The organism is Nonomuraea sp. NPDC001831, from assembly GCF_042892035.1.
Lineage (GTDB): Bacteria > Actinomycetota > Actinomycetes > Streptosporangiales > Streptosporangiaceae > Nonomuraea.
Map to the genome: position 1 here is coordinate 261,793 of NZ_JBIATU010000005.1, position 23,120 is coordinate 284,912.

Genomic DNA, 23,120 nt, shown 5'->3' on the forward strand with positions numbered 1-23,120 from the left:
GCCCTGTCACCGCCGCGTCACCCGTCCCGTCATCCGGCGTCGCCGTTCTTGCGCGAGCTCCTGAGCAGCTCGGCGTAGTGGCCGTCGAGCGCCAGCAGCTCGGCGTGCCTGCCGCGTTCGACCACCTCGCCGCGGTCGAGCACGATGATCTCGTCGGCGTCGCGCACGGTGGACAGCCGGTGCGCGATGATCAGGCAGCCGCAGCCGCGCCTGCGCAGGTTGTCGGCGATGGTCCGCTCGGTCTCGGGGTCCAGGGCGCTGGTCGCCTCGTCCAGGATCAGCAGCGTGGGCTGGATCGACAGGGCGCGCGCCAGCTCCAGCCGCTGCCGCTGGCCGCCGCTGAGGTTCCTGCCGCCCTCCAGCACCCGGCTGTTCAGGCCGCCGGGCCGGGCCGCGATCAGGTCGAACAGCGCCGCGTCGCGCAGCGCCGAGACCGCCACCTCGTCGGGCACGTCGTCGCTCCACAACGTCAGGTTGTCGCGCACGGTGCCCTCGAACAGGGTGATGTCCTGGTCCACGTAGGCGACGGAGGCGGCCACGACGGCCCGCGGCAGGTCGTCGCGCGGCCGGTCGTCCAGCAGCACCCGGCCGCCGGTCGGCGTGTACAGGCCGGCGGCCAGCTTGCCGGCGGTGGACTTGCCGCTGCCGGAGTTGCCGACGATCGCCACCCGGCGGCCCGGCACCACGGTGAACGACAGGTTCCTGACCACGGGGGCGGCGAGCGCGTTGTAGCCGAAGGTCACGTCGGCGAACTCCAGCCGCCCGTCCAGGCGCCCGCCCGGGTCGGCCTGCTCGCCGCCGCCGGCGGCCCGCTCGAACGTCCTGGCCATCGGGTACTTCTCGACGTCGTACAGGCGGCAGATGTCGGCCGAGATGTCCTGCAACTGGCCGCCCAGGTTGGTGAGCTGGGTGACCGGCCTGGACAGGGCGGTCAGCAGCGTCTGGAACGCCACCAGCATGCCGACGCTGATCACCCCGTCCACCACGCGCAGCCCGCCGATCAGCAGGATCAGCCCGCTGTTGACGCCGGCCAGCAGCGGCGGCACGACGGTCAGCGTCGCCGTGGCCACGCCCAGCCGCTGCTTGGCGGTGACCGCCTTGGCCAGGAACCCGGCCCAGCGCTGGAACGCCGTCGGCTCGGCGCCCGTCGCCTTGACGGTCTCCACGAGCTGCAGCGTGTTGAACGTGGTGGAGGTCAGGTTCCCCAGGTCGGCCCGCAGCGCCGCCACCGCGTCCGTCCGCGCCCGCGACACCTGGCGCAGCACCGCGATGTTCAGCAGCGCCATCGACACCCCGACCAGCCCGAGCAGCAGGTCGTAGCGGATGAGGACGGCCGCGTAGAACAGCACCAGGACCAGGTTCACCAGCGTGACGGCCAGGTCCCGGGACAGGATCTCGGCCACGCCGTCGTTGGCCTGCACCCGTTTGGCCACCTCGGCCGGACGGCGCTGGAGGAAGAACTCCACCGGCAGCCGCAGCAGATGGCGGAAGAAGCGGGCCGAGCTGACCAGGCCGAGCCGGATCTCCAGCCGCAGCAGGTAGTGCCGCTGCACCGAGGTCAGCACGAACACCACGACCGCGGTGACCCCCATCGCGAACAGCAGCGGCACCAGGTAGCCCGGGTCGCGCCCGGTCAGGATCCGGTCGATGAACACCCGGCTGAACGCCGGCCCGATGATGCCCGGCACGACCAGCAGCAGGCTGGCCAGCAGCACCAGCGGGAGCGCCCGGCCCGACGGCATCCGCCGGGCCAGCAGGGCCTGCCCGACCCGGGCGGGCCGGCCGCCGGGCCGGAAGTCCGGCCCCGGCTCGAACGTCAGGACCACGCCGGTGAAGCCGGAGTCGAAGTCGTCCCAGTCGATCATCCGGGGGCCGCTCGCCGGGTCGTTGACCGCGACGGCCTTCCTGCCGAACCGGCTGCGCACCCCCTCCAGGACCATGAAGTGCTGGAACGCCCAGAACACGATGGCCGGCTCGGTCAGCGAGCGCAGGTCCGCGGCCTCCATCTGGAAGCCCCTGGCGATCAGCCCGTAGCGGCGGGCGGCGGCCACCACGCTGGAGGCCTTGGCGCCGTCTCGGGAGACGCCGCAGGCCGAGCGGAGCTCCTCCAGCGGCACGAACTTGCCGTGGTAGCCGAGGATCATCGCCAGCGAGGCGGCCCCGCACTCCACGGCCTCCATCTGGATCACCGTCGGCGTGCGCCGCCGCCACCTCCACCGCCGCCGCCGCCGTACGGGGGCCGCCGGGGGAGCGGGCGCGGCGGCCTCCCCGGGGGCCCGGTCCGCATGCCCCTGCTCGGGGACGCCGGTGGTGGTCACACGTCCCTCCCGGGGGCGCTGGTCGTGGTCACGCATCCCTCCTCCGGCCGGGCGGCGGCGCACTTCACGCGGCCCACCTCAGCGCCCGAGCAGCAGGTCGAACAGCGTCTGGCTGCCCAGCCCGATCGCGCCGCTGACGGACACCTGCGACTGCAGGCCCACCGGCGGCCCCGTCCTGGTCGACCAGGCGTAGCCGGACGGCGTGCCGGCGTCGCGCACCAGGTCCACGATCACCAGCCGGGACGGCGTGCCGCGCAGGTAGCCGCGCGCCGGGTCCTCGCCGCCCACCAGGTCGGCGGCCTGCTCGGTCATCACGGGGTAGGCGCTGACCGACGCGACCCGGCCGCGCAGCAGCCCGTACGCGCCGGGCGGCGCCGAGGAGACCGCCAGATCGACCGGCTTGCCCGGCACCACGCCCATCGCCCGGTCGACCGGCACGAACAACATCGCCACCAGCCGGTCGCCCGGCGCGTCCGTACGCTCGATGAGCAGCAGCTCCTCGCCCTCCCTGACCACGTGCCCCGGCACGGCGGAGCCGGCGACCACCCGCCCGCCGAACGGGCTGCGCACCACCTGCTCCGACCCGCCGTCGGCGGCGATGACCGCCACCGCCTGGCCCTGCCGCACCGCCTCGGCCGGCTGGACGAGCATCGAGCGCACCGTCCCGCCGTACGGGCTCTGCAGCCGCGCCGTGCCGCCGGGATGCGTCAGCAGCCCCGCCGCGGGCACCGTGACCGGCAGCCGTCCGGCGAAGAACCACACCCCCGCGGCCATCACGATGATCAGCACCACGAACGTGGCGATCCACCCGCGCGGAGAGGCCAGCAGCGTCGGCGAGTCCAGCTCGTCGGGCTCCCGCATGCGCTGCAACGCCTTGAACCGGAACTTCATCACGCCGTCCCCTGGGAGCGGCCGCCGGGCCGCCGTCGTGCCGTCATGTGCCCATCACCGCCGGCTGCCGACGATCAGCTCGCCGACGCTGCCCTCGGTCAGGTAGTCCAGGCCGCTGGCCAGCGCGAAGTCGGCGGCGTCCCCGCCGCCCAGCGCGCACACGGCCAGGTCCATGGCCGTGCCGGCCAGGTAGAGCGTCTGGTAGAGCACGCCCACGTGCTTGAGGACCAGCGAGTAGCCGATCGTCTCGTACTTCCACATCACCCGGCCGAAGCGGGCGGTGACGGTCAGCACCACCTGCGGGTCGCCGGTGAGCTGGGCCGCCGACCTGGCCCGCTCGACCAGCGCCCGCACGGCGGGGGTGGGCGGCGAGACCAGCTCCAGGGCGTGCCCGGCGGTGTCGTAGTGCCACAGCCCCGGCTCGGCCCCCTGGCAGGACACGATCAGCGGATAGACCTCCAGCTCGTGCACCGAGCCGCCGGAGGGGTAGGGCCGGTCGGTCAGCTCCTGGCCGTCCGGCGAGGTGAACACGGCCCGCTGCCGCATCGTCCGGTAGAGCAGCTCGCCGAGCTGAGCCAGGGTGATGGGCGCGGCCGGGTCGTGCTCGCGCAGGGAGCGGCGGCGTTCCAGCGTGTCGGTCAGGCTGGGGTCGGTCTTGGCCAGCAGCTCCAGGTCGGGGCGGGGCAGCTCGATCCGCTCGCCGGTGAACGGCGGGGGATCGGCGGGCACCGGGTCGAAGCGGGGGGTGAAGGCGTACGTGCCGCCGTAGCGGCCGGTGCAGCGGGGGCCGCGGCTGTGGGCGTGCAGCCACAGGTCGCGCGGGTGCCACTGGGCCTGGCGCAGGTCGTCGTCCTCGGGGCCGGTGGCGAGCACGCCCGCCGCCGCCAGGAACCGCAGCACCTGCGCCCGCCCCTGGCCGCCGTCGTTCGCCAGTTCCGCCGGGGTCGTCCAGGATGCCAGCGCGCCGAGCAGCCCGCAGGCATCGGGCGACAGCTCGACCGCCGCCGGGCTGCGCGGTGAGCGCACGGTCAGCACGCCCTCCCCGGCGGTGACGACGGCGAAGCGCGACAGCCTGATCGGCGTGTCCACCGCCGGCGCGGGCGCGGGCTGCACGCTCCCGGCGCCGACCGGGCGCAGCCGGGCCCCCGCCGCGGCGTACTCCAGCAGGCCGGCCCTGGACAGGCGGCGTACCAGCAGGTTCCAGCGCAGCAGCCCGGCCTCGCCCACCGTCGCCGCCAGGGCGGTCTCGCCCGCGTCGCCGCCGGCCAGGATCCGCAGGGCGGCCGCGGCGCCGGCGTCGAGCCCGCGCAGGCCGAGCGAGCCGGCCGGCATGGAGACGCGCACCTCGCCGTCCGCCTCGGTCAGCTCCGCGTCGCGCCGCAGCCGCAGCTTGGTCTCGTCCATGGCCCGCTCCTCTCCGTCACCAGGGGCCCCGCGAACCGGTCAGAAGAAGACGCTGGTCGGGTTGAGCTCGTCCTCGGCGCGGGGCTCGGGGACCCAGCCGAGCGCGACCGGCACGTCGTACAGCCGGCCGGGGCCGAGCCGCCGCCAGAAGTGCCGCATGCCGGGCGCGATCACCCGGACCACGCTGAGCTCCAGGTCCGGACGGCTCTGGTCGAGCGCGATGACCTCGATCCCGGCCGCGGCGGCCCTGGCCACGCAGGTCTGCACGTCACCGGCCAGGTCGCCGCCGTCCGAGCGGGCGTAGTCGGCCAGGGTGCGGGGACGCGCGGCGGGGTCGGGCACCAGCCACGGCTCCGCGGCCAGCTTGGTCTCCTTCCACCAGGCCAGCGTGGCGACGTCGTCGTCCAGGTAGAGCGTCTCGCCGTGCTCGTCGCGCCGCTCCACCGAGGGCAGGAACTGGTTGACCTCGGTCAGCGTCCTGATGGCGGCGATGCGCGGGTCGAGGTGCGCGCCGAACCCGACGATGACGTCCTCCACCGGGTGCCCCAGCCGGTGCGAGACCCCGACGAACGCCGGGATGCCGAGGTCGGTCGTGATGTCGAGCAGCCACAGGTCGCGGTCCATGCCGCGGTAGAACTCGCGCACGGTGTCGACGTACGGGTCGCGCAGCGAGTCCAGGTCGAAGGCCGGCCGCCGGGCCCGGTTGTACCACCACAGGGCCACCGCGTCGCGCTCGACCAGCTCGCAGAAGCCCTGCAGGACGGCCTCCTCGATCGAGTTGCCCGAGGCGTTGCCGTTGGAGTCGCCCACGCAGTAGAAGTGGCGCTCCAGGTCGGGGTGGCCGTACCAGGCGTAGCCGGCGGGCACCAGCCGCTCCCGCTCCTCGGTCAGCGACCAGGCGGGCGACCAGTCGATCGGCAGGTCCGTACGGAACCGCTCGGGCACCAGGTGCAGCCGGTGCGCGGGGTCCTTGTTCCAGTCCTCGCGGCCGGCGTACTGGGCGTCGGAGAAGTGCAGCAGCGACTCGGGATGGACGGCCACCGCCGGGTCGAGGTCGGCGTAGGCGGCCTCGGTGACCGGCTCCTCGCCGCGCCAGACCCCCGAGTAGCGCTCGATGGCCTCGCACAGCGCGCTCACCTTGGCCTGCACCTCGGTCCGGCCCTTGCCGCCGCTCTGCCCCCGCAGGTTGCGCCGCAGCAGGTCCATGTTGTCGCCGATCATGGCGAAGTTGTGGCCCGCGGTGAAGCTGTAGGTGACGCCGTTGTCCTCCTCGGCGAAGGTGTGCAGCCGGGTGACCGCGCCGATCAGCGGGCTGATGTGCTTCTCCAGCCGGGCGTACGTGCGCGCGGGCGGCTCGATGCGGTAGCCGCCGTCGGTGACGTGCCGGGCGCTGCGCGCCGACAGCGCGACCTTGGGGCTGCGCTGGCTGATCAGCGTGGGATCGCCGCAGGCCGGGCACTGCGGCAGCCGGACCAGGGTGTGCTCCATGACGCCGAGCGTGCGCAGGTCGACGGTGGTCATCCGGCCTTCCAGCCGCGAGGGGGCCGCCCCAGCGGCGATCCGCGCCAGCTCCACGGCCAGCAGCCCGCCCGCCACGGCCGGACCGGCGGGCGCCGACTCCCGCGCCGGGTGGAAGGGCGCCCCGCCGCCGCGCTTGCCCGCCAGGTACCGCTCGACCTGCCGGTTCCCGGCCAGCCGCTGCGCCAGGCAGGCCCAGCAGCCGGTACGTCCCGGCTGGAGCACCGGGCCGACCCACAGCGTGATCCCGCCCGGCTTCACCAGCGCCCACGGGTGCCCGGCGGCCAGGTAGGCGGCGTTGAGCCGGTCGAGCGCCGGATCGAGGTAGTCGCCGGCCACCACGACCGACATCGTCCCGCCGGGCTCGGCGGCCGCCTCGTCCACGCTCGCCGTACGTATGCGTAGTCCGTGCTCGCGCAGCACCGGGAGCAGCGCCGCGGCGTCGGCCCCCGCGCAGGGCACGACGGTGAATTCGGCGCGGGAGAGCGCGTCGTGGGCGTGGACCGGGTCAATTCCCTGCGCGTCCCAGAATGCCAGCGTGCTGTCCGGCCAATCCGGGCGGCCATTGGCGAGATGGCCGAATGCGGCGAATTTGCGAATGGCGATCAGCGTCTGCGGCAGCGGCACTTCGTCGCTCAGCGCGCTCGCGATCTCCGCGACGGTACGCCGTCCGTCCAGGTAGGGAAGGAGTTTCCCGGCCCCCGCCGACCGGACGAGGTAGTGCTGACCCTCGGCCAGGAGAAACACCTTCGACCCGTCGATGACCTGGGGTGTGAAGTGCGCCTTGAGACGTGGGCGGTCCATGGCCCTCCCCGTGTCGGGTCCATATCGGTTGATCGCAGAGTCGCATCGGGCCGGATCCGGTGTAAAGACGTAATTCCGGCGTACGCATTTCACCGGTACGACGGGCGAAAATACGTATTGGTCCGTCGGGAATGCGCATGCGCCGCGGCATGGGCCGACTGTTGAACCTGGTGCCAATAGTCCGGATTAGTCGGATTCGTGCGCCCAGGTATTGACAGCCCGCCCGCCTGAGGCGGCATGATCCTGGTGGACAGTTTCAGGGGGGCCGAACTGTGGGGAGTGGCGATGTCTTCGGGACAGCCGCTGCTACACCGTGACGTCGAGACCGCCGCGATGCGGGAGGCGTTGTCGAGGGTCCGTGCCGGCGGCCCCTCCGTCCTGCTGATCCAGGGGTCCCGGGGCATGGGAAAGACGACCTTGCTCAACGCCGCGCTGGCGGCCAGGGGCGAGGTGGGGGCGCTGCTGCTGATGGCCCGGGGCCACCCCACCGAGCGCGACCACCCGTTCGGCGTGGTCCGCCAGCTCTTCGAACCGCTCATGACCGCCGGGCGCGCGCCGCCGTCCGGCGGGAGCGCCGTCGTCGGCCCCGACCTGGGCGGCGGGCTCGACCGGGGCCACCCCGTCACCCCCGACCTGCTGCACGGCCTCTACCGGGCCACCCGCTCCTTCACCGGCGACCGGCCGCTGATCATCGCCGTCGACGACGTGCACCACACCGATCCGCAGTCCTCGCAGTGGTGCTCCTACATCGCCCGGCGGCTCGACGGCCTGCCCATCGCGATGGTCCTCACCACCGCCGGCGCCGGCGCCGACTCCGGCGGCCCCGATGACCTGGTCAGGGACCTGGCGGCGCTGCCGTACACGCGGCTGCTGCGGCCCGCGCCCCTGTGCGCCCAGTGCGCCGCCCGGCTCATGGAGTCCGTGCTCGGCGGCGGCAGGGAGACCGGGGAGGAGATCGGCGAGGACGTCGCCGCCGCCTGCCACCGGCTCACCCAGGGCAACCCGCTGCTGCTGCGGGAGCTGGCCGGGCGGCTCGGCCGGTCCGGCGTGCGCCCGGTGAGCGGCGAGCTGCCCCGGGTGCTGGAGATCGGCGCGCTGGCGCTGACCGAGACCGCGCTCGGCTGGTTGTCCGGCAGCGGCTCCGGCGTGGACGCCGCGGGCGTCGACCTGCTGCGCAGCCTGGCCATCGTGGCGCCCGAGGACGGCATGGAGGTCGCCTCCATGATCGCCGGGCACGGCCAGGACACCGCCAGGGCGGCGGGGGAGACGCTGCGCCGCGCCGGGCTGGTCACCGGCACGCCGCCCGACCGCTTCGCCCATCCGCGCATCCAGCAGGCGGTGCTGGCCGGGATGGACCCGGGCGAGCGCGACCGGCTGCACCGCCGTACCGCGGCGTTGCTGTACCGGCTGGGCGCGCCGCTGCGCCGCTCGGCCCGCCACCTGATGTCGGCCGGCCCGACCGGCGACCCGCTCACCGTCACCGTGCTGCGCGAGGCGGCCGGCGAGGCCGCCGCCAGGCACTCGTGGCAGGACGCGACCGGCTACCTGCACCGCGCGCTGGCCGAGAGCGACGACCAGGACACCGTGCTGGAGGTCACCGCCGAGCTGGGCGCCGTGGAGAAGCACCGTGACCTGCCCGCCTGCCTGCGCCACCTGCGCACGGCCTACGGCCGGGTCAGGACGGCCCCGCACGCCCTGATGTCGCTGGCGCCGTTCGCCGACATCCTGGTCACCGCGAACTCCGCCGAGGCCGCCGAGGTCTTCGCCGGCGCGGCCGAGAGCGCCGCCGCCGCCCCGCAGTTCGGCGGGGCCGACCTGCTGCTCGTGTTCGCCGCCCAGGCGCTGCTGTGGGGCCGCTCGGCCGGACGGCTCGGCCTGCGCCGGCTCGGACGCTCCCTCGGCGCGCTGGTCAGCCCGGCGGCCCGGGAGTTCCTCAGCGTGCTGGCCCTGGCCACCGGCGCGCGGGGCCGCAGCCTGCCGCGCACGCTGGCCCAGACCCGGCGCTGCCTCGACGGCCAGGGCCCGGTGCCGGCGGCCGCCGTGCTGCCGCTGGTGTGGGGCGACCGCCTCGACGAGGCCTCCTACTGGGCCGAACGCCTGGTCAGCGAGACCCAGGAGGCCGGCTCCGGCACCGGACTGGCGCTGGCGCTGCTGACCAGGGCCGAGGTGCGCTACCAGCTCGGCAGCCTGGAGGCCGGGCTGGCCGACGCCGAGGCCGCCGTCGCCAGCGCGCGCGAGTGCCAGGCCGAGGGCTTCCACGTGGCCGCCGCCGCCTGCGCCGCCCGGGTGCTGGTGGAGTTCGGCGACCTGGAGGCCGCGGAGTCCGCGCTGAAGTCGGTCGCCCCCTACGGAGACTGGCACCCGCTGATCTCCGGACAGGCCCTCGACGTCCTGGGCCGCCTCCGGCTCGCGCAGGGCCGCCCGCGCGACGGCCTGCTGACCCTGCTGGAGTGCGGCCGCCGCCTGACCGCCGCCGGCATCACCAACCCGGCCTGCGTGCCCTGGGGCACGAACTCGATCCTGGCCTACGTCCTGTCCGGGGAGCGCTCGGCGGCCCGCATCGTGGCCGAACGGGAGCTGGAGCTGGCCCGCGCCTGGGGCGCGCCCACCGTCGTCGCCCGCGCGCTCAGCGCGGGCAGCCTCGCCCACGAGGGCCGGGTCCGGCTCGACATGCTGCACGAGGCCGTCGCCCTGCTGGGCAGCCGGGGCGCCCGGCTCGAACACGCCAGGGCCCTGCTGCGCCTCGGCATCGCCCAGCGGCAGGCCGGCGACGACGGTAAGGCCCACGAGACGCTGGCCCTGGCGCTGCGGCTGGCCGCCGACTGCGGCGCGGCCCGCCTGGCCGCGCTGGCCGACAAGCACCGCGCCGCCACCGCCCCGGCCCGCGTCGCCACCCTCACCCCCGGCCAGGACGACCACGTGCTGACCGTCGGCGAACGCCGGGTCACCGACCTGGTGCTGCGCGGGATGAGCAACCTGGAGGTGGCCACGACGCTGTCGATCAGCAAACGCACCGTGGACACCCATCTGGCCCGCATCTACCGCAAGCTCGGCATCCACACCCGCGCCGAACTCGCCGTCATCCTCACCGGCCTGTCCGACGACGACCCGCCCGCCGCCGAACCCGTGCCCACCGGCCCCCACGAATACCTGTGAACCACCCAGACCTGTTCCAGGCAGTCAACCGGCTCGTCACCCACGACGAACGCCAGCGGATGGTCCCCCGCGACCGCGGCCTGCTCACCGCGCTCGTCGACGCGGCCCGCGCCCGGGCCCCCGCCGACCACACCACGCTGCGCGCGCTCGGGATCGGGCTGCTGGTTCTGGGCGAGTACGGCGACGCGATCCACTACCTGAACCGTGCGCTCGACCTGGCGGACACGAGCGGCAGGCGGATCGCCGCGTCGATCAACCTGGCCGACGCCCATCGGTACGCAGGGGACGCGGCAGCCTCGGAAGCCCTGTGCCGCGCGATGCTCGCCCTCGCCAGGAAGGAGGTGCCGGAGATGGTGTGCTTCTCGCTCCAGCATCTCGGCAAGACCCTGGCCGACCTGGGCCGCACGCAGGAGGCACGCGAGGTGCTGCAGGAGGCCCTGGCCCTGCGCACGGCCGGAGGCGACCCCCAGCTGATCGCCAGCACCCGGGCGGCCCTGCGATCACTCGACGCGGGCGCCGATCGCTGACTGATCCGCCGGTCGGCCGGTCCGCCTCAGCCGCCCCCGCCCCCGCCAGGCGTGCCGCCGGTGACAGCCTGTATCTCCCGCCCGGTCAGCTCCTGCAGCGCCCCGCCGTCGGTGTTGCTGAGGATGACACCGACCCAGCCGGTGTACGGGTAGATGTTCCAGCTGGCGCCGACACCGGGGTTGGCGCCGGCGCGCCCGTGCACCCACTGACCGCTGACGATGCGGACCGGCATGTGGTAGGCCCCGAACGACTGCGGCCCGTGGGGGGACCTGGGCGCGGTGAGCACCTCGGCCCAGGGCCGTTCCAGCACCGTGCCTTCGCTCAGGGCGTGCGCGAACCGGACCAGATCCGGTGCGGTGGCGAAGCCCCCGTCCCCCGGGGCGTCGATGAAGCCGCGGCCCGGGTTCTTGCCTGGCGTGGACCGGTTCGAGCTGCTCTTGCCCAGGTTGCGGACGGCGTCCACCACACTGCCGTCAGCCAGCGTCATGTGAGGGTGCGCGATGTGCGCATCGGTGAGCCACTGCCGCCTGGTGTAGAACGCCGAGCCGGTCATGCCGCAGCGCTTGAAGATGTTCTCCTCGACGTAGTCCCAGTACGTCCTGCCGGTCACCGCCTCCACGATCAGCGCCGGAATGACGACGTCGGCGCCGGCGTGGTCGGTGGGGGTGCCAGGGGCGGCCACCAGCTTCGCCTTCCGGGCCCACCGCTCGTAGAACTCGTGCACCTCCTCCCGGCTCCGGAAGATGCGCTGCGGGTCCTCCTCCGGGGTGCTCAGCCCGGAGGTGCCGGAGAGCAGGTGGTGGACGGTCACCTGCTCGGCGACGTCCTTGGCGTAGCCGGTCAGGTGGGTGCCCACCGTGTCGGACAGCTTCACCTTGCCCTGCTGCACCAGCTGCAGGACGGCCACCGCGCCGAACGGCTTGCCCGCCGAACTGAGGCTGAACGCGGTGCCTACGTGATTGCGGATCCCCTTCTCCTTGTCCGCCATGCCGTAGCTGCGGGACAGCACCGTCCGGCCCCGGTGCGACAGCAGCACCACGCCGGAGAACCTGCCGTCCGCGGCCAGCTTCGCCACGTACCGGTCGTAGGCTCCGCCGGGACGGGTGTCCGGCGGGATGCCGGGGCCGGTCGCGGCCGGACGGCGCTGCCGGTTGCCGGGCCGCCCGCCCACCAGCGGCGCGCCGGCCGCCACCACGCCGGCCGCTGCGAGCCCGCTCCACCCGAGCAGCCGCCGCCGGCCGACGCCACCTGCAGAGTCCATGATCACGGTCCTTTCCTGACGACGAACCGACCGCTGCAGGTCTGACCGCGCCCGCCGTCGGCAGCCGATCACCACCATGTGGCCGGTGGGACTACTGAAGATGGAGGACGGTTGCGGTGGCGTATGCGCTTTTCGATACGTCCGCGATACATCGAATCCCCGACATCAGGGCACTGGCGCAGGCCGCGCGACAGCCCGGGGCTGTGGCCGGCGGCCCTGGCAGGCCGTCGAACATGGGGGACCTCGCCGACGAAGAACGGTCCCTGATCGGGCTGCGCTCACCGCTGGGCGAGCGCGGCCCGAGGCCGGATCTGCGCCGGCTGGGCAACACGGTGACGTGGCGGTTTCGTACCGACGACCTGGGGGACGTGACCTGCCGGACGAGTGCGAGCCGCCGATCGGCCTGGAGGTCCGAACTCCGTACAGGCCACGGGGCCGGCGGTCCAACGGCCTGGGGACGGGCTTCCGCAGCCGCGGGCGGGCTTCGCCCGGAAAGGCAGGGTGGTCTTGGTGCCTGGGAGGAGGCCGGCGGCACGGTCGCCGAAACGAAGAAGCCCCAGTCGTCCGGCGTCTGCCGTCCGCTGGGGCTTGACCGCTGTCCGGACCGGACCGAAACCCGGCCTGACTCCGAAGAGCGTGGGTGGACGATACTGGGATTGAACCAGTGACCTCTTCCGTGTCAGGGAAGCGCTCTCCCGCTGAGCTAATCGTCCTTGTTGAGTTGTCACTCAGAGCGGAAGACGGGATTCGAACCCGCGACCCTCACCTTGGCAAGGTGATGCTCTACCACTGAGCCACTTCCGCATGGCGCACTTAACTTTACCGGACCCAGGAGAGTCCGTTGTACCACCGAGGTGGAGACGGGATTTGAACCCGTGTAGACGGCTTTGCAGGCCGCTGCCTCGCCTCTCGGCCACTCCACCAGGAGTATGACTCCGAGCGGAAGACGGGATTCGAACCCGCGACCCTCACCTTGGCAAGGTGATGCTCTACCACTGAGCCACTTCCGCGTGAATCCCCCGCGAACTCGCGGGGCCACGGGAAAACCATATCGTCTTCGCGGAGTGCCCGTGCGCAGCCCGAGCCCCGTGGGGCGAAATTCAGCGGATGACGCGCACATCCTTGGCCTGGACGAACATGACACGATGCCCGAGCTGGATCTGGTGGTACCGGACGGACCCCGTGACCCGCACGTGCCTGGCCGGGTTGAAGGCGCCGGCCGAGTAGAAGGAGCCGGTGAAGGTGCCGCCCAGCGAGTACGACTGCCCCGGCCCGATCCGGTACTGCAGCGGCGTCAGCGGCTGGACCCCGCCCCCGTGGTACGCCGACCGCTCCGGGTAGGCGCGGCCGTACACCTTGGTGCCCGCGGCCAGCGGCGTGACCAGCGGGCCCTTCGCCGGCACGGCCGTGGGGGCGGAGGACGGGTTGAGGAACCAGGCCCGCTGCCCCAGGTACCAGATCGCCGTCCAGTCGCCCTGCCGTCCGGCCACCGCGAACCGCTGCCCGGTCGAGGCACGCGCGCTGTGGTCGTAGACGCTGTACGTGCTCGGCTTCCCGGGGTGCTTGCCGGCGTCGGTGACCAGCGGGGCGCTCTCGCTCGGCCGGGTGTGCAGCCACACGCTGGCCGCGCCGTGCTCCGGGCACCGGCGGCCGGGCTTGGTGCTGACGCAGCCGGTGTAGTACGGCCGGTTGTCCTCGTAGGACGGCCGGATGATCACCGACGAACCCGTCCCGTCGCCCTTGATCGGGTGGTTCATCAGCTCGAAGTAGTGCGCCCAGTCCCAGTAGGGGCCAGGGTCCTCGTGCATGCCGGCGACCGCCTGGGCCGTGGCGCCCGGCACGTTGTCGTGGCCCAGGATGTGGGCGCGGTCGAGCGGGATGCCGTACCGGCCGGCGAGGTAGCGCACCAGCCTGGCCGACGACCGGTACATCGCCTCGGTGTACCAGGAGCCCCTGGCCAGGTAGCCCTCGTGCTCGATGCCGATCGAGCGGGCGTTGAAGTCCCAGTTGCCGGCGTGCCAGGCGATGTCGTTCGTCGGGACGTGCTGGGCGACGTGCCCGTCCCGGGAGCGGACCGTGTAGTGCCAGCTCACGTACCTCGGGTTGCCGACCATCGACGGGATGCCCTGGTAGCCGCCCTCGGTGTCGTGGATGACGATGTAGTCGACCTGGCGGCGGCCCGCGACCCGGTCGTGGTTGCCGTAGCCGCGGTCCTTCTTCCTGCCGTACCTCTCGTGCGCGGCCGGCATCCACTCACACCTGAGGCTGCTCGGGCACTCGGCCGACGATCCGGGGGAGTCGGCGGCGGTCAGCGGCTGCTCGTCCTGGGCGGGCACGTCCCAGTCGGACTCGTCGGCCGACTCCGAGTCGTCGTCGCCCTCGGGCTCCATGTCGGAGAAGAAGAACGGGTCGTCGTCCTCGTCGGAGTCGTCGCCGGTCGCGCTCTTGGCCGGGGCCGCGGGCGGGCGCAGGCCGGGCACGGCGTCCAGCCGTACGTCGAAGCCGTCGTCCGTGCGGCGCGCGACGCCCTCGCGCAGCACCGCGAACACCTCGTCGGCGAACGACCGCGCGGCGAGCGGGTCGCGCGTGCCCGAGTAGCGGGCGACGGCCCCGTACCAGTCGGCCGGGTCAGGGCTGGGACGGCGCTGGTAGGAGGCGAGCAGGGCGGCGCCGCCCCTGATGTTGGCGCGCGGGTCCGCGCGCAGCGCCCGCGGCGCGACCCCGGCCAGCCGCCCGGCCAGGGCAAGCGTCGCCTCCGGCACCGCACCCGCCACCGCACCCGCCACCGCACCCGCCACCGCGCCCGCCTCCGCGCCCGCCGACGTGCCGGCCCCCGCCTTCAGCCGCGCCGCCGACTGCGCTTCCGACCGTCCCCCCGAGCGGGCCTCCGGCTGCGAAGCCGACCGGGAAGTCGGCTGGGGCGGCCGCGAAACCGGCCGGCTGACCGCCCGCGTCGCCGAGCGGGGGAGCGGGCGGCTGTCGTCGCCCCTGGCGTCGCCCGGCGCGAAGCCCTCCGGGGCCGGGGCCGCCTGCTCGGCGGCCACGACGTCCACCAGGTGCATCGGGCCGTATCCGCCCGCCGTGCTGGGACGGCCGCCGTTGGCGTCCCACCGCGACTCCAGGTACGACACCCCGAGCAGCACGCTCACCGGCACCCCGAACTCCGCCGCGGCCGCCGCGAAGTCGGCCTGCCGCCCCTGCTCCCGGACGCCCGCGCCGCCCGCGCCGCCCGCGCCGCCCGCGCCGCCCGCGCCGCCCGCGCCGCCCGTGACGGCGGGCGCGGCCGGAACGGCCGGGCCGCCGACGACGACGCCCACCCCGGCGGACAAGCTGGCGGCCAGGACGGCGGCAAGCCGAAGCTGCATGACATCTCCCCACGGAAAGGCACTGGTCGATCACCGAACGTAACCATTCCCAGAAAGGGATGTGTCAGACGGGTCGGATGATACGGATGAGAATCGCTGGCCCGCCGCCCGGAGATCGGCAAGGGGAGAAGTGAAGCGTCCTGAAGTTAAATCCTGCCCGATTCCGGGCAGGATGTTGGCGTGTCTCGCTCCAGGTGCGTAATGTCCTCGTCTGTGTCCACGGCGCGGCATCCCTACGAAGACCTCATCGCCCATCTCACCCGGACGAGCGCGCTCGACCCAGGAGAGGCGGCCCGCGTGGTCGCCGACGTGTTGTCGTACTTCTCCGAGCCGGTCGAGGAGTTCGTACGCCGCCGTCACGGCGAGCTCAAGGCCCGCGGCCTGACCAACGACGAGATCTTCCCCCGGATCGCCGCCGAGTTACCCGCACGCCGGGTAGCGGCACCAGAGCTGTCGCTGCGGCAGCTCCGCAGGATCGTCTACGGATAAAGAGGAGACCTCGATGTGCGGAATCGTGGCCTACGTGGGCCCCAAGGACGCGGCGCCCATCCTGCTGGAAGGGTTGCAGCGGCTTGAGTACCGGGGCTACGACTCCGCCGGGGTCGTGGTGTCGAACAAGGGACTCAAGGTCCGCAAGGTCAAGGGCCGCGTCGCCGACCTGGCCAAGGTCGTGCCGGTGCGGTTCAAGGGCAACCACGGCATCGGCCACACCCGCTGGGCCACCCACGGCGTGCCCAGCGACGAGAACGCCCACCCGCACCTGTCGGCCGACCAGCGCATCGCGGTCGTGCACAACGGCATCATCGAGAACGCCGGCGAGCTGCGCGCCAAGCTTGAGGCCGACGGCGTGAAGTTCCTGTCCGAGACCGACACCGAGGTCCTGGCCCACCTGATCGCCCGCGCCGCCGACGAGAACGACTCCCTGGAGGAGGCGGTCAGGAAGACGCTCAAGACCATCGTCGGCACGTACGGCATCGCGGTGATCGACGCCGAGCGGCCCGGCGAGGTGGTCGTGGCGCGCAACGGCAGCCCGATCGTGCTCGGCATCGGCGAGAAGGAGATGTTCGCCGCCTCCGACGTCGCCGCCCTGGTCCGCTACACCCGCCAGGTCGTGCACCTGGAGGACGGCGAGCTGGCCGTGCTCAAGGCCGACGGCTTCCACACCTTCGCCAGCGACGCCCGCGAGACCGCCAAGGAGCCGCTGACCGTCGACTGGGACGCCGGCCACTACGACACCGGCGGCTACGAGCACTACCTGCTCAAGGAAATCTCCGAGCAGCCCGAGACGATGACCCGCACGATGAGCGGCCGCCTCGACGAGCGCTTCCACGTCGCCCACCTCGGCGGCCTGAACATGGACGCCCGCGAGACGCGCTCGTTCCGCCGCGTGAAGATCATCGGCTGCGGGTCGGCGTACTACTCGGGGCAGATCGGCGCGCAGCTCATCGAGGAGCTGGCGCGCATCCCGGCCGACGCCGAGCCGGCCAGCGAGTTCCGCTACCGCAACCCCGTCGTGGACCCCGACACCCTCTACGTCGCGATCAGCCAGTCGGGCGAGACCTACGACACGCTGGCCGCCGTCCAGGAGCTCAAGCGCAAGGGCGGCCGGGTGATCGGCATCGTCAACGCCGTGGGCAGCGCCATCGCCCGCGAGGTCGACGGCGGCATCTACCTGCACGCCGGGCCCGAGGTGTCGGTCGCCTCGACCAAGGCGTTCACCTCGACCTCGGTCGCCTTCGCGCTGCTGGCGCTGCACCTGGGCCGGGTGCGCGACCTGTCGCCGGCCGACGGGCGGCGCATCGTGGAGGGCCTGCGCCGGCTGCCCGGCCAGATCGAGGAGATCCTCGCCCAGGGCGACAAGATCGCCGAGTTGGCGCAGAAGTACGCCAAGCACCCGAGCATGATGTTCGTCGGCCGGGTCAGGGGCTACCCGGTGGCCCGCGAGGGCGCGCAGAAGCTCAAGGAGATCTCGTACGTGCACGCCGAGGCGTACCCGGCCAGCGAGCTCAAGCACGGCCCGCTCGCGCTGATCGGCCCGGACATGCCGACGGTCGCGATCGTCCCCGACGACGAGCTGCTCGACAAGAACCTCACCACGCTCGGCGAGATCCGCGCCCGCGGCGGCCAGGTGCTCATGGTCGGCCACCGCGAGCCCGACGCCAAGCTGGCCGACGACGTGATCGTGATCCCGAAGAACGAGATCGAGCTCGACCCGCTGCTGCTGACGATCCCGCTCCAGCTGCTGGCCTACCACGCGGCGGTCGCCCTCGGCAGGGACGTGGACAAGCCTCGCAATCTCGCCAAGAGCGTGACTGTGGAATAAATTCAGCCACAATCCTCGCAGGGTAGTGTTATCCGGCTGCGTACCACATAAATTCATTACTGTGCGGCAGTTCGACCCCCACACTCCGAATCTCGCACGCATGTACGACTACATGCTCGGCGGGACGGACAACTTCGCGGTCGACCGCCTGGCGATCGACCAGCTCGCCGAGCTGGTCCCGGAGGCGGTCCCGCTGGCCCGCGCGAACCGGGCCTTCCTCCAGCGTGCCGTGCGCTACGTCGCCGCCGCGGGGATCACCCAGTTCATCGACCTGGGCAGCGGGCTGCCGACGCAGGGCAGCGTGCACGAGGTCGCGCCGTCGGCCAGGGTCGTCTACGTCGACGACGACCCGGTCGTCGCCGCGCACGCCAGGGCCCTGCTCGCCGGCACGGACCGGGCCGCCTTCCTGGAAGCCGACCTGCTCGACCACGAGGAGGTGCTGGCCCGCGCGGGCCGGTTCCTGGACCTGTCGCGGCCGGTCGCGATCGTGCTGGTGTCGATCCTGCACTTCCTGCCCGACGCGGCCGATCCGCAGGGCGCGGTGGCGGCGCTGCGCGAGGCGGTCGCGCCCGGCAGCCGTCTGGTGATCTCCCACGCCACCTCGATGGGACGCCTGTCGGAGGAGGAGAGCCCGCGCAGGGGCCGGCGCGGCTCGTCCGGCTCGGGCGGGGCCGACCGCAGCCCGGCCGAGATCCGCGCCTTCTTCGGCGGCTTCGCGCTCGACCCGCCCGGCCTGGTGCAGGCCGTGGACTGGCGGCCGGACCGGCCCAAGCTGGTGGGCGACTGGTCGCTGCCGTCGTCCCTGATGGCCGGGGTGGCCACGAAGCAGGACTGACTCCGGTATAGGCCGAAATTTCGGTTAACCGTATCCCGATGTGTAACAGCGAGTGAACTGTCAATAACTTCAGGTAATGGCGGTACTCGCGAAGGTCGGGGGAGGGCGGATGCGCCGTCGGCGGTTCTTGGCATGGACCCTGGGCGCGGCGGCGTGCGCGGCCGGATGCGGGACGGAACACGTCGCCGGCGGCCCGGCCGGCGCGAGGGGGCGGTTCTCGATCGTCGCGGGCGGCGACCGCTGGGCCCGGGTCGGCGAGGCGTTCGCCGCCGCCGCGCGCGCCTCGGGCGTCGGCGCGTCGCCCACCGGCACGCGGATCACCGTGACCGGCCTGCCCGCGCTGGCGGCCTCCGAGCTGAACAACGGGCAGACGCTGCTCGACACCTCGACCCCGCTGTCCAGGCTCACCGGCGACGTCGAGGTCGTCGTCGTGCCCGCCAACTCCCGCTTCGCCGACTTCGACGACTTCGGCGCCCACCTGCGGGCCGACCCGAGCGGGACGATGCTGGCCGGCGGGCCGCAGGGCGAGCCGGACCACCTGCTGTTCGGCCTGATCGCCAAGGGGCTCGGGGCCGACACCAGGCAGATGGACTACACCGGCTACCCCAGCAGCCACGAAGCCGTCTCGGCGCTGCTCGGCGGCAAGGCGGCGGCCGCGGCCGGCCTGCTCGGCGACTGGCGCGCGGCCATCGGCGGCGGCCGGGTCAGGGCCCTGGCCGTCTCCTGCGCCCGCCGGGTGCCGGGGCTCGACGTGCCGACCCTGCTGGAGTCGGGCGTCCGGGTGGACTTCGCGGACTGGGCCGCGGCCGTCGGGCCCGAGAACATGCCGGAGGACAGCAGGGAGTCGGCCGTGCGCATGTGTGACGAGGTGACCTCCTCGGCCTCGTGGCGGCGGGCGTGCCGGAGGGCGGGGTGGATCTCGATCCCGCTCAGCGGGGACGACTTCCGGCTCTGGCTGACCTCCGAGGTCGAGCGCACCCAGGCCGTGCTGCGCGATCTCGGGCTGCTGGCCAGCACCAGAGCCACGACGTGCTGGGGCAGTTGCGGCAACGGCCACTAGCCGAAACGGCGTGTCCGTGCGTATGGAGTGGCGCTTGAGGGCAATGTGACCTTGAAGCGACGTTCTACGACATAGGGGGCGCGAAACGTGCAGTCGCCGGCAGCCTGGCCGATCCTCGTCATCTCGGTGATCGGAGCGGTGCTCCTGGTGGAGGTGGTCCGCCGGGTGCTGATCCGGGTCGGACGAAAATGGGCGCTGGCCCGCCACCTGGTCGAGCACTGCACGTGGCCGGCGTTCTGCGTGGCCGCCACGGTGGCCTGCAACCTGGTCTTCGCCCCCGGCATCTTCGGCGACACCGCCGACGAGCGCGGCCTGGCCCAGTCGGTGGACCGGGTCATCGGCCTGGCCACCATCGGCACGGTGACCTGGCTGATCATCCAGGCCACGTACGCGCTGACGGACGTCGTGCTCGACCGGCTGGTGCTCGTCGAGGGCGAGCGCAACCGCCGGGCGCGGCGGATCAGGACGCAGATCGCGCTGGTGCGCCGCATCGCCGCCGCGGTCATCATCGTCATCGCGCTCGGGGCCATGCTGTTCTCCTTCCCGCAGGTGCGGGCGCTCGGCGCCGGGCTGCTGGCCTCGGCCGGCATCGCCGGCGCCATCGTCGGCATCGCGGCCCAGCCGACCATCGGCAACATGCTGGCCGGGCTGCAACTGGCCTTCAGCGACGCGCTGCGGCTGGACGACGTGGTCGTGGTGGAGGAGGAGTGGGGCAGGATCGAGGAGCTCACGCTCACGTACGTGGTGCTGCGCCTGTGGGACGAGCGGCGGCTGGTGCTGCCCGTCTCCTATTTCACCCAGAACCCGTTCGAGAACTGGACCAGGCACGGCAGCCGGGTGCTCGCCGTGGTGTTCCTGCGGGTCGACTGGGCGGTGCCGGTGCCCAAACTGCGCGACGCCCTGTACGAGTTCCTCCAGGGCAACCCGCTGTGGGACCAGAAGGACTGGACGCTCCAGGTCACCGACGTGCTGCCCAACGGCCTGGTCGAGCTGCGCGCCCTGATGAGCGCCGCCGACTCGCCCTCCTCCTGGGACCTCAAGTGCGACGTCCGCGAATTCCTCGTCAATTTCGTCCGCGACAACTATCCGGACGCCCTTCCCCGGTTCCGCGTCGAGGCCCCGGAAACGCGCGCCGGGGTGGCCTGGACCAACGACCAGGACCGCGACCGGCGATAAATACGTGGCATTTCCGGCGGCCCCCGGTCTACCGTTGATCTCGTTCCGGAGCGACATTCCACGAAACCACGAGAAAGGCGGCGGCCATGCGCGGACCTCGGCACTCCAGGCCGTCCGGCAACCGGCCTGAGCTGCGGCCAAGGCTTTTCCGGTGATTCCGCGGAGAATCGACCAGGAAAGCCGTCCCGGGCCTCCGCCGGGGCGGCTTCGGTGATTTCATGGCCGAGTGTGGGGCAGTTCGGTCAGCCCGCCTGCCTTGGGAGCAGGAGCATCGCAGGTTCGAATCCTGCCACTCGGACGTACGGCCCTGAAAGAAAAGGGCCGTGGGCTTCGGCCTGGCCGACGGGAATGGCGCCCCCCGGCCGGACACGAGCCCCCGCCCCCGGGTCCGGCCTGCGCCGGGCCGGACCCGGGGCCCACCTTTCCTCAGCCGCCCGGTGAGCCGGCCACCCGGAACAGCAGCTCCTCCCGGCCGGGCCGGCAGACGAGCTGCAACCCGACCGGCAGCCCGTCCACCGAGCCGGCCGGCACGGTCAGCGCGGGCAGGCCGAGCACGTTCCACGGGCTGGTCAGGGCCAGCAGCGCGGCCCGGACGGCGACGGCCCGCCCGTCCAGCTCGGTCTGGCGCTGCTCCAGCGGCGGCGCGACGAGCGGCACGGCCGGCAGCGCCAGCACGTCATGGTCGTCGAACAGCGACTCCGCCGCGGCGGCCAGCGCGGGCCGCTCGTCCAGGGCCTTGACGTAGGCCCAGGCGGGCAGGTCCATGGCCGCGCGCAGCCGGTCGAGCACCTCGGGGTCGAACAGTTCGGGCGCCCTGGCCATCCGGTCGGCGTGCACGGCGGACGCCTCCGCGCCCTGCACCGTCGCGTACGTCTCCCGCAGCGCCTCGGCCAGCTCCCCGGGCAGCCGGACCTCCGCCGGTTCCGCGCCCGCCGCCGCCCGCGCCACCTCCACGACGCGCGGATCGCAGGGCGACAGGACGGCGGGGTCGAGCCACCCCACCCGCACCGCCGCCGCCTCACCGGCACCGTCACGGGCGGGCGGCGGCCCGCCGGTCGCGAGCTGCCGGTAGGCGATCAGGCAGTCCAGCGGGGCGGCGGCCAGCACGCCGACGTGGTCGAACGTCCGGGACAGGGGGAACACCCCGGCGGCCGGGATCGCGTCGTAGGCGGGCTTGAACCCGGCGATCCCGCACAGGGCGGCCGGGATGCGCACCGACCCGCCCGTGTCGGTGCCGATCGCCAGCGGCACCATGCCGGCCGCCACGGCCGCCGCGCTGCCGCCGCTCGACCCGCCGGACATGCGCCGGGGGTCGCGCGGGTTGCGCGAGGGGCCGTTGGCCGAGCGGTCGCCGGTGGGGCCGTAGGCGAACTCGTGGGTCGTGGTCTTGCCGACGATCACCGCCCCGGCCTGGCGCAGCAGCGTCACGCAGGCGGCGTCGGACTCGGCGACATGGCCGGCGAAGTGCCGCGACCCCATCGTGCAGGGCAGCCCCGCGACGTCGATGAGGTCCTTCACGGCGACCGGCACGCCGTGCAGTGGGCCGCGGTCGGCGCCCGCGGCCAGCTCCTGGTCCGCCCGCCGGGCGGCGGCCGCCGCGCCCACCGGGTCCACGGTGACGAAGGCGCCGAGCGCGGGGTCCAGGGTGACGGCCGCGTCGAGCGCCAGCCTGGCCAGCTCGGCGGCGGTGGTCCGGCCGGCGCGCAGGTCACGGGCCAGGTCGGTGACGGAGCGGCCGGTGAAGGGGCCGGGCGGTGTGGGCGGCATGAGGTCCTCTCCGGACGGTTCACGGCGACCCCGCCGTGAACGGACGGGCGTGCGGAGCAGACTACGCGTCCCGGCCCGCCGACCGGCGTTCCGGGGGCGCGGCGGGGCTTCCGCCGGAGCAGGCCGGGGTCTGGGGCCGCGGCGGGGCTTCCGCCGGGAGAAAGCCGGGTTCTGGGGCCGCGGCGGGGCTTCCGGAGTGGCCGGAGAAGGCCGGACTTCGCCGGGGTGGCACCGGAAAGCGCCGAGTCCTTTCCTGGCGTGGCGTTACACGGCGGTACGGAGGCGATTACGTACAGTGATCAGCGATGTCACTTCGTGATCCAGGGGGATTCATGAAAGCCAAGCTCATCGTGGCCGGCGGCTTCGCCGTCGCCGCGCTGTTCGGCATGGCGGGGGCGGCCAACGCCAACGTCGAGCACGACAGGTGCGACCTGAGCACGTCCGACGACTCGACCGCGCTGCGCATCACGCCGTGGGGCGTGTCCGCCGGACACCGTGACGCCGACGCCTGCGAGCACCACAGGGGCTACTACGGGCGTCCCCACGACGGCTACAACTGGGGCTACTGGGGGGGCCGCGGCTACTGGCCGGGCGGCTGGGCGTACGGCCTGGGCGTGGGCGCCGGCATCTGAGGTCGCACCTCCTGACCCGGGCCGCGCCGTGCGCGGCCCGGGATCCTGCGTTGCCGGGCGCCCGCGGCGCCCGGCGCTGCCA

At 73.4% G+C, this 23,120-nt stretch carries 15 protein-coding genes and 5 tRNA genes; 9 read left to right on the plus strand and 11 right to left on the minus strand.

Going from position 1 to position 23,120, the window contains the following annotated elements; genetic code table 11:
* Positions 1-29 precede the first annotated feature (29 nt).
* Genes ACFYYW_RS19090 through ACFYYW_RS19105 form a run of 4 tightly spaced genes read right to left on the minus strand, consistent with a single transcriptional unit; the run spans position 30 to position 6,935 of the window.
* The gene (locus ACFYYW_RS19090) at positions 30-2,354 is read right to left on the minus strand and encodes an NHLP family bacteriocin export ABC transporter peptidase/permease/ATPase subunit (RefSeq protein WP_387650275.1); all 2,325 of its coding nucleotides are present in this window, start codon (positions 2,352-2,354) and stop codon (positions 30-32) included.
* 42 nt (positions 2,355-2,396) lie between these two features.
* A complete protein-coding gene (locus ACFYYW_RS19095) occupies positions 2,397-3,209 on the minus strand; it encodes an HlyD family efflux transporter periplasmic adaptor subunit (protein ID WP_352326172.1) in 813 nt (270 codons plus the stop codon).
* 54 nt (positions 3,210-3,263) lie between these two features.
* Positions 3,264-4,613 carry a SagB family peptide dehydrogenase gene (locus tag ACFYYW_RS19100; protein ID WP_387650276.1) on the minus strand — a complete coding sequence of 450 codons (1,350 nt, stop codon included), beginning with the start codon at positions 4,611-4,613 and terminating at the stop codon, positions 3,264-3,266.
* Positions 4,614-4,652: 39 nt separating this feature from the next.
* Complete coding sequence (locus ACFYYW_RS19105; RefSeq protein WP_387650277.1) at positions 4,653-6,935, minus strand: TOMM precursor leader peptide-binding protein; 2,283 nt, start codon at positions 6,933-6,935, stop codon at positions 4,653-4,655.
* A 285-nt stretch (positions 6,936-7,220) separates the two neighbouring features.
* On the opposite strand from ACFYYW_RS19105, the gene ACFYYW_RS19110 reads away from it, so the two are divergent.
* On the plus strand, positions 7,221-10,091 hold the full coding sequence (locus ACFYYW_RS19110; RefSeq protein WP_387650279.1) for an AAA family ATPase: 2,871 nt from the start codon (positions 7,221-7,223) through the stop codon (positions 10,089-10,091).
* Entirely contained in the window at positions 10,088-10,618 is a 531-nt protein-coding gene (locus tag ACFYYW_RS19115; protein ID WP_387650281.1) for a tetratricopeptide repeat protein, read from the plus strand. The genes ACFYYW_RS19110 and ACFYYW_RS19115 overlap by 4 nt, the downstream gene beginning before the upstream one ends.
* A 26-nt stretch (positions 10,619-10,644) precedes the next feature.
* Here the strand turns inward: ACFYYW_RS19115 and ACFYYW_RS19120 are convergent, their stop codons facing one another.
* The 6 genes from ACFYYW_RS19120 to ACFYYW_RS19145 all read right to left on the minus strand — a co-directional run bounded on the left by ACFYYW_RS19120 (position 10,645) and on the right by ACFYYW_RS19145 (position 15,245).
* On the minus strand, positions 10,645-11,880 hold the full coding sequence (locus tag ACFYYW_RS19120) for a serine hydrolase domain-containing protein (protein WP_387650283.1): 1,236 nt from the start codon (positions 11,878-11,880) through the stop codon (positions 10,645-10,647).
* 641 nt (positions 11,881-12,521) lie between these two features.
* A tRNA-Val gene (locus tag ACFYYW_RS19125) sits at positions 12,522-12,593 on the minus strand.
* A 19-nt stretch (positions 12,594-12,612) separates the two neighbouring features.
* A tRNA-Gly gene (locus ACFYYW_RS19130) sits at positions 12,613-12,684 on the minus strand.
* A 48-nt stretch (positions 12,685-12,732) separates the two neighbouring features.
* A tRNA-Cys gene (locus ACFYYW_RS19135) sits at positions 12,733-12,803 on the minus strand.
* Positions 12,804-12,818: 15 nt separating this feature from the next.
* Positions 12,819-12,890 (minus strand) — tRNA-Gly (locus ACFYYW_RS19140).
* A gap of 90 nt (positions 12,891-12,980) precedes the next feature.
* The gene (locus ACFYYW_RS19145) at positions 12,981-15,245 is read right to left on the minus strand and encodes an N-acetylmuramoyl-L-alanine amidase (protein WP_387650285.1); all 2,265 of its coding nucleotides are present in this window, start codon (positions 15,243-15,245) and stop codon (positions 12,981-12,983) included.
* Positions 15,246-15,446: 201 nt separating this feature from the next.
* Between ACFYYW_RS19145 and ACFYYW_RS19150 the strand changes: the two genes are divergently transcribed.
* The 6 genes from ACFYYW_RS19150 to ACFYYW_RS19175 all read left to right on the plus strand — a co-directional run bounded on the left by ACFYYW_RS19150 (position 15,447) and on the right by ACFYYW_RS19175 (position 20,937).
* Positions 15,447-15,734: a hypothetical protein gene (locus ACFYYW_RS19150; RefSeq protein ID WP_352328428.1), complete on the plus strand. Its 288-nt coding sequence runs from the start codon at positions 15,447-15,449 to the stop codon at positions 15,732-15,734.
* Between the two features lie 13 nt (positions 15,735-15,747).
* Complete coding sequence (glmS, locus tag ACFYYW_RS19155) at positions 15,748-17,568, plus strand: glutamine--fructose-6-phosphate transaminase (isomerizing) (RefSeq protein ID WP_352328429.1); 1,821 nt, start codon at positions 15,748-15,750, stop codon at positions 17,566-17,568.
* A 61-nt stretch (positions 17,569-17,629) separates the two neighbouring features.
* Entirely contained in the window at positions 17,630-18,403 is a 774-nt protein-coding gene (locus ACFYYW_RS19160; RefSeq protein WP_387650287.1) for an SAM-dependent methyltransferase, read from the plus strand.
* Positions 18,404-18,512: 109 nt separating this feature from the next.
* A complete protein-coding gene (locus ACFYYW_RS19165; RefSeq protein WP_352328431.1) occupies positions 18,513-19,463 on the plus strand; it encodes a tripartite tricarboxylate transporter substrate-binding protein in 951 nt (316 codons plus the stop codon).
* Positions 19,464-19,550: 87 nt separating this feature from the next.
* Entirely contained in the window at positions 19,551-20,639 is a 1,089-nt protein-coding gene (locus ACFYYW_RS19170; RefSeq protein ID WP_387650288.1) for a mechanosensitive ion channel family protein, read from the plus strand.
* Between the two features lie 222 nt (positions 20,640-20,861).
* Positions 20,862-20,937: transfer RNA gene (locus ACFYYW_RS19175), tRNA-Pro, on the plus strand.
* Positions 20,938-21,065: 128 nt separating this feature from the next.
* On the opposite strand, the gene ACFYYW_RS19180 is transcribed toward ACFYYW_RS19175, so the two are convergent.
* A complete protein-coding gene (locus ACFYYW_RS19180; protein WP_387650289.1) occupies positions 21,066-22,406 on the minus strand; it encodes an amidase in 1,341 nt (446 codons plus the stop codon).
* Between the two features lie 332 nt (positions 22,407-22,738).
* On the opposite strand from ACFYYW_RS19180, the gene ACFYYW_RS19185 reads away from it, so the two are divergent.
* On the plus strand, positions 22,739-23,038 hold the full coding sequence (locus ACFYYW_RS19185) for a hypothetical protein (protein WP_387650291.1): 300 nt from the start codon (positions 22,739-22,741) through the stop codon (positions 23,036-23,038).
* Positions 23,039-23,120: the final 82 nt, after the last annotated feature.

What these genes read in the sequence shown, in the direction of transcription:
- ACFYYW_RS19100 (WP_387650276.1), bottom strand. Translation starts at nt 4,613, where the DNA reads ATGGACGAGACCAAGCTGCGGCTGCGGCGCGACGCGGAGCTGACCGAG.
- glmS (WP_352328429.1), top strand. Translation starts at nt 15,748, where the DNA reads ATGTGCGGAATCGTGGCCTACGTGGGCCCCAAGGACGCGGCGCCCATC.
- ACFYYW_RS19185 (WP_387650291.1), top strand. Translation starts at nt 22,739, where the DNA reads ATGAAAGCCAAGCTCATCGTGGCCGGCGGCTTCGCCGTCGCCGCGCTG.
- ACFYYW_RS19110 (WP_387650279.1), top strand. Translation starts at nt 7,221, where the DNA reads ATGTCTTCGGGACAGCCGCTGCTACACCGTGACGTCGAGACCGCCGCG.
- ACFYYW_RS19120 (WP_387650283.1), bottom strand. Translation starts at nt 11,880, where the DNA reads ATGGACTCTGCAGGTGGCGTCGGCCGGCGGCGGCTGCTCGGGTGGAGC.
- ACFYYW_RS19180 (WP_387650289.1), bottom strand. Translation starts at nt 22,406, where the DNA reads ATGCCGCCCACACCGCCCGGCCCCTTCACCGGCCGCTCCGTCACCGAC.
- ACFYYW_RS19105 (WP_387650277.1), bottom strand. Translation starts at nt 6,935, where the DNA reads ATGGACCGCCCACGTCTCAAGGCGCACTTCACACCCCAGGTCATCGAC.
- ACFYYW_RS19145 (WP_387650285.1), bottom strand. Translation starts at nt 15,245, where the DNA reads ATGCAGCTTCGGCTTGCCGCCGTCCTGGCCGCCAGCTTGTCCGCCGGG.
- ACFYYW_RS19095 (WP_352326172.1), bottom strand. Translation starts at nt 3,209, where the DNA reads ATGAAGTTCCGGTTCAAGGCGTTGCAGCGCATGCGGGAGCCCGACGAG.
- ACFYYW_RS19165 (WP_352328431.1), top strand. Translation starts at nt 18,513, where the DNA reads ATGCGCCGTCGGCGGTTCTTGGCATGGACCCTGGGCGCGGCGGCGTGC.
- ACFYYW_RS19150 (WP_352328428.1), top strand. Translation starts at nt 15,447, where the DNA reads ATGTCCTCGTCTGTGTCCACGGCGCGGCATCCCTACGAAGACCTCATC.
- ACFYYW_RS19090 (WP_387650275.1), bottom strand. Translation starts at nt 2,354, where the DNA reads ATGCGTGACCACGACCAGCGCCCCCGGGAGGGACGTGTGACCACCACC.